The sequence below is a fragment of the Streptomyces sp. NPDC058877 genome, from assembly GCF_042742855.1.
Classification (GTDB): domain Bacteria; phylum Actinomycetota; class Actinomycetes; order Streptomycetales; family Streptomycetaceae; genus Streptomyces.
Genome location: NZ_JBHYMF010000311.1, coordinates 1 through 5,158 on the forward strand (window position 1 = coordinate 1; position 5,158 = coordinate 5,158).

General features: G+C 70.7%; 5 protein-coding genes. 2 read left to right on the forward strand and 3 right to left on the reverse strand.

Features of this window, described 5'->3' with window-relative positions; all coding sequences use genetic code 11:
• Nucleotides 1–34: 34 nt before the first annotated feature.
• Nucleotides 35–1,054: a glycosyltransferase family 2 protein gene (locus tag ACFW2Y_RS34595; protein WP_384887352.1), complete on the reverse strand. Its 1,020-nt coding sequence runs from the start codon at nucleotides 1,052–1,054 to the stop codon at nucleotides 35–37.
• Between the two features lie 258 nt (nucleotides 1,055–1,312).
• Here ACFW2Y_RS34595 and ACFW2Y_RS34600 point away from each other — a divergent pair, with 258 nt between their 5' ends.
• Nucleotides 1,313–2,692 (forward strand): LCP family protein, encoded by a 1,380-nt coding sequence (locus ACFW2Y_RS34600; protein ID WP_384887363.1) that lies wholly within the window; start codon nucleotides 1,313–1,315, stop codon nucleotides 2,690–2,692.
• 76 nt (nucleotides 2,693–2,768) lie between these two features.
• Here the strand turns inward: ACFW2Y_RS34600 and ACFW2Y_RS34605 are convergent, their stop codons facing one another.
• Nucleotides 2,769–3,302: an acyl-CoA thioesterase gene (locus ACFW2Y_RS34605; protein ID WP_384887354.1), complete on the reverse strand. Its 534-nt coding sequence runs from the start codon at nucleotides 3,300–3,302 to the stop codon at nucleotides 2,769–2,771.
• 130 nt (nucleotides 3,303–3,432) lie between these two features.
• Here ACFW2Y_RS34605 and ACFW2Y_RS34610 point away from each other — a divergent pair, with 130 nt between their 5' ends.
• Nucleotides 3,433–4,689 (forward strand): LCP family protein, encoded by a 1,257-nt coding sequence (locus ACFW2Y_RS34610; RefSeq protein ID WP_384887357.1) that lies wholly within the window; start codon nucleotides 3,433–3,435, stop codon nucleotides 4,687–4,689.
• Between the two features lie 51 nt (nucleotides 4,690–4,740).
• Here the strand turns inward: ACFW2Y_RS34610 and ACFW2Y_RS34615 are convergent.
• Nucleotides 4,741–5,158 (reverse strand): acyl-CoA dehydrogenase family protein (locus ACFW2Y_RS34615; protein ID WP_384887360.1); only part of this gene is annotated, 418 nt, incomplete at its 5' end.

Consider the following 5,158-nt stretch of genomic DNA (forward strand, 5'->3'; position numbering starts at 1 on the left):
GGGTCCGGCCGTCGCCGTGTGGGAACGGAGGTCGTCAGACCGTCTCGGTCTCGCCCGCCTTCACCGCCGGACGGCGGCTGGCGATGACCCTCTTCGCGAGGGAGCGGGGACTGGTGAGGAAGCCGAAGCCCCAGGACATGTGCATGGTGGCGAGGGCCACCGGGACCTGCAGGCGGGCCTTGAGGGGGAGGCCCTTGCCCGCCGGGATCGAACCGGCGGTGATCGCGGCGAGGTAGCCGGCCGGGACCACGAAGCCGAGCGGGGTGAGGACGGCGCCCACGACCAGGCCGGCGGCGATCGCACAAACGGCGGTCGGCGGGGCGAGGTAGCGGAGGTTGATGGAGCCCTGGTGGTAACGGGCGACGACGTGGCGCCAGCGACCGTAGTCCTTGTACTGCTTGGCGAGGGCCTTCACGGAGGGCCGCGGGCGGTACTGGACGCGGAGCTCCGGCGAGAACCAGATCAGACCGCCGGCCTCGCGGATGCGGAAGTTCAGTTCCCAGTCCTGGGCGCGGATGAACTCCACGTTGTACCCGCCCTGCTGTTCGAGCGCCTCGCGGCGGAAGACGCCCAGGTAGACCGTCTCCGCCGGGCCGGCCTCGCCGCCGGTGTGGAAGGCCGCGTTGCCGACGCCGATCTTCGAGGTCATCGCGGCCGCGACCGCGTCCTCCCAGGCGTTCTCGCCCTCGGCGTGCATGATGCCGCCGACGTTCTGCGCACCGGTCTCCTCCAGGAGGCGGACGGCGGTGGCGATGTAGTTCGGGGAGAGCATGCCGTGGCCGTCGACGCGTACCACGATCGGGTGACGGGACGCCTGGATCGCCGCGTTGAGCGCGGCGGGGGTACGGCCGGTCGGATTCGGCACGGTGTGGACGCGGGGGTCCTCGCGCACGAGCTCGGCGGCGATCTCGTCGGTGCGGTCCGTGGACGGGCCGAGGGCGATCACCACCTCCATCTCGCCGTCGTACTCCTGCTCCAGGATGTGACGGACCGAGTTGCGCAGGTGCCGCTCCTCATTGAGGACCGGCATGATCACGGAGACGGGGGGCAGCATGGTTCCTCGGGGGTTCGGGGGTCGCTCCCCGGAAAGACGGCAGTAGCGCGAGCCACGTTACCGCGAATGGGGGACACGGGTGCGCGCCGAGCGGGTGGCGCTTCCTTGCGCTGATCGTATGGGCCTACGGTGCTCACGGTTCCCTCGTCACACCCGCGGAGGTGTCCGTCCGTGCCCACACCGCCCCGCAGCTCCCGGCCCCGGCCCGCCCCGCGTCGCGCTCCGGTCCACCGGCGGCGGAGGCGCCCCCGGTGGGGGATGCGGGTGGCGACGGCGCTCTCCGTGTCGGTCCTCGCGGCGGGCGGGATCGGACACGCGGTGGTGTCCGGGCTTGACACCGGAATCACCCGGGTCGACCCCTTCAAGGACATGAAGAACCGGCCCCAGGCCGGGCACGGGATGAACGTGCTCGTCGTCGGCACCGACGGGCGGGACCGGATCACCCCCGAGGAGAAGGCGAAGTACCGGCTCGGCGGGGCGCCGTGCCGCTGCACCGACACCGTCATGCTCGTCCACATCTCCGAGGACCGGGAGCGGGCGAGCGTGGTCAGCCTGCCCCGCGACTCGTACGCGGAGATGCCCGAGCACACGGACCTGATCAGCGGCAAGGCGCACCGGGCCCATCCGGTCAAGCTGAACGCGGCCTACGCGGAGGGCGGGCCCGGGCTGACCGTGCGGACCGTGGAGTCGATGACCGGAGTGAAGATCGACCACTACCTGGAGGTCGACTTCACCAGCTTCATGCGGACCGTGGACGCGATCGGCGGGGTGCAGATCTGTACGACCCGCCCGCTGAAGGACGCGTACACGGGGCTCGACCTGGCCCCCGGCACCCATGAGCTCGACGGCGGCCAGGCCCTGCAGTACGTGCGCTCCCGGCACATCGACGGGGCCGCCGACATCGGCCGGATGCAGCGGCAGCAGCGGTTCCTGGCGGCGCTGATCGAGCGGACCACGAGCGGCGGGGTGCTGCTCAACCCGGTGCGGTTCCGCGAGGTGGCCACGACGATGCTGAGCTCCGTGCGGGCCGACGAGGACTTCGGCACGGACCAGTTGCTGGCCCTCGCCAAGGCCATGCACGGCTTCACCCCGGCCTCCTCGGAGTTCGTGTCGGTGCCGATCGGTGACATGAGCTTCCCGGTGAAGGGCATCGGATCCACCGTGAAGTGGGACGCCGCCAAGGCCCAGAAGCTCTTCCAGGCACTGCGGGAGGACCGCCCGCTGGCCCCGGCCGCGCCGAAGGCCACGAGCTCCGCCAAGGCGCCGAAGGCGGTCGTCGTCGACGTGGCCCCGCGCACGATCCGCGTGCAGGTCTACAACGGGACCCGCACGGACGGGCTGGGTCGCAAGGTGGACGACGCCTTGCGCGCGACCGGCTTCGACACCACCCGCACCCCGATGACCGGGGCCGCCCAGAAGCACGGGCGGACCGTCGTGGAGTACGACCCGCGCTGGGACCGGTCGGCGAAGTCCTTGGCGGCGGCGCTGCCGGGGGCGGAGATGCGGGCGGTGGCGGGGCGGGGCGGGACGCTCCGGGTGACGGTGGGGAGCGACTTCAAGGGGGTGACGGCAGTGCGGGCCGAGGAGCCGAGGAAGCCCTTCGAGGCCGTGACCGGGGACCAGGTGGTGTGCCCGTGAGCCCGGCGGCCCACCCGGGTGGCACGCCCGGGACGACGGAGGGGGCGGAACGATTCGCCCCGTCCCGGCGCGGCCCTCAGTCCTCGTAGCCCTCGGCCGCCCGGCGCTCGCGCAGTTCCTTGATGGCCTGCCGGCGGGCCAGGCGGTGGGTGCGGCGGATCTGGGCCTCCTGGTTGCGGCGCTTGTCCCGCTCGGTCTCCGGAATGACCTCGGGGACCCGGCGGGGCTTGCCCTCCGCGTCGACGGCCGCGAAGACGAGGTACGCGGAGCCGACCTGGGTGGCGGGCGTGGACTCGTTCCAGCGCTCGGCCATGACCCGCACGCCGACCTCCATCGAGGACCGTCCGGTCCAGTTGACCTGGGCCTTCACGTGCACCAGGTCGCCGACCCGGACCGGCTCCAGGAAGACCATCTCGTCCATGGAGGCGGTCACGGCGGGACCGCCCGAGTGCCGGCCCGCGACGGCGCCGGCGGCGTCGTCCACCAACTTCATGATCACGCCACCGTGCACCGTGCCCAGGAGGTTGGTGTCGTGGCTGGTCATGATGTGGCTGAGGGTGGTGCGGGAGGCGGAGGTGGGCTTGCCCGGAATATCGCCCTGATCTGTCATGCCCTCCACCTTATGCCGGGTCCCGCCCCCGTCCCCGTTCGGTCCCCTTTGCATCAGCTTGGCAACAGCACCGGTCCGATCTTCTACCCGGACTGTCGCCGCGAAAGCCCTGCCCGGCAGACTGGGCCACATGAATGACTGGCCCGATGACGGCGGACACGGCCGCGGCAACCCGCACTCCCAGCCCGAGGGACCCCGCCGGATGAGCCACGTGCAGCGCCCGCAGGTTCCGCAGCAGCCGCCGCGTCACGACGGCGGCCAGGCCTACAACCCGAACTACACGCAGGCGCGGAACGAGGGCTACGACTCCGGTTACAACACCGGACAGGTCTACGGCGCCGCGCAGGGCGGCGGCCGGGACGGCGTTCCCCCGCAGCACTCCCCGCAAGGGCCGGGGCGTCCCGCGCCGGACTGGCGCAAGCGGATCAAGATCGGCTCGATCGTGCTGGTGGTCGGCGGCCTCGTCTGGGGCATCGGCACCTATGCCTGGGCCAGCTCCCAGATGCGCAACGAGGTCGACCTCTCCAAGGTCATCGAGCGGCCGGAGGAGGGGGACTGCACGACGTACCTGATCGTCGGCTCCGACAGCCGCGAGGGCATGACCGCCGAGGAGAAGAAGAAGCTCCACACCGGCTCCGCGGAGGGCAAGCGGACCGACTCGATGATGATCCTCGCGGCCTGCTCCAGCGGGAACACGATGGTCTCGCTGCCCCGTGACTCCTGGGTGACGATCCCGAACTTCGTGGGCTCCGAGTCGGGCAAGTCGTATCCGGCCCGCGGCGGTTCGAAGCTGAACGCGGCCTATGCGATGGACGGCCCCGAACTGCTCGTCCGCACGGTCGAGTACAACACCGGGCTGCGCATCGACCACTACGCGGAGATCGGCTTCGCCGGCTTCGCCAACATCGTGGACGCGCTCGGCGGCGTCGAGATGAACATCGAGAAGGGCTTCAAGGACAAGAAGTCCGGCGCGGACTTCCAGGCCGGCACGCAGACCCTCAACGGCGAGCAGGCCCTTGCCTTCGTCCGCACCCGGTACGCCTTCGCCGAGTCGGACCTGGCGCGGACGAAGAACCAGCAGAAGTTCCTCTCCGCCCTCGCCAACCAGGCGGCGACGCCGGGCACGATCCTCAACCCGTTCGCGCTGTACCCGACGCTCGGCGCCGGCCTGGACACCCTGATCGTGGACGAGGACATGTCGCTGTACGACCTCGGGAAGATGTTCTTCGCGATGAAGGGCATCAGCGGGGGCGACGGCACGTCCATGAACATCCCGATCTCGGGCACCGCACCGCAGAACTCCCTCAAGTGGGACATGCCGAAGGTGAAGCAGCTCGTCCAGCAGATCAAGAACGACGAGAAGGTCACCGTCACGTCGAACCGGTGACGGGACGGCGCGGGGAGGACGCCCCCGGAGGGGTGCCCTCCCCGCCTCCGCTCACGGGAGGTTGCGGGCCATGACGATGCGCTGGACCTGGTTGGTGCCTTCGTAGATCTGGGTGATCTTGGCGTCGCGCATCATGCGCTCGACGGGGTAGTCGCGGGTGTAGCCGTAGCCGCCGAGGAGTTGGACGGCGTCGGTGGTGACCTCCATGGCGACGTCGGAGGCGAAGCACTTGGCGGCGGCGCCGAAGAAGGTCAGGTCGGCGTCGACGCGTTCGGACTTGGCGGCGGCGGCGTAGGTGAGCTGGCGGGCGGCTTCCAGCTTCATCGCCATGTCGGCGAGCATGAACTGCACGCCCTGGAAGTCGGCGATCGGCCTGCCGAACTGCTTGCGTTCGGTGACGTAGCCCTTGGCGTAGTCGAGGGCGCCCTGGGCGATGCCGATGGCCTGGGCGGCGATGGTGACGCGGGTG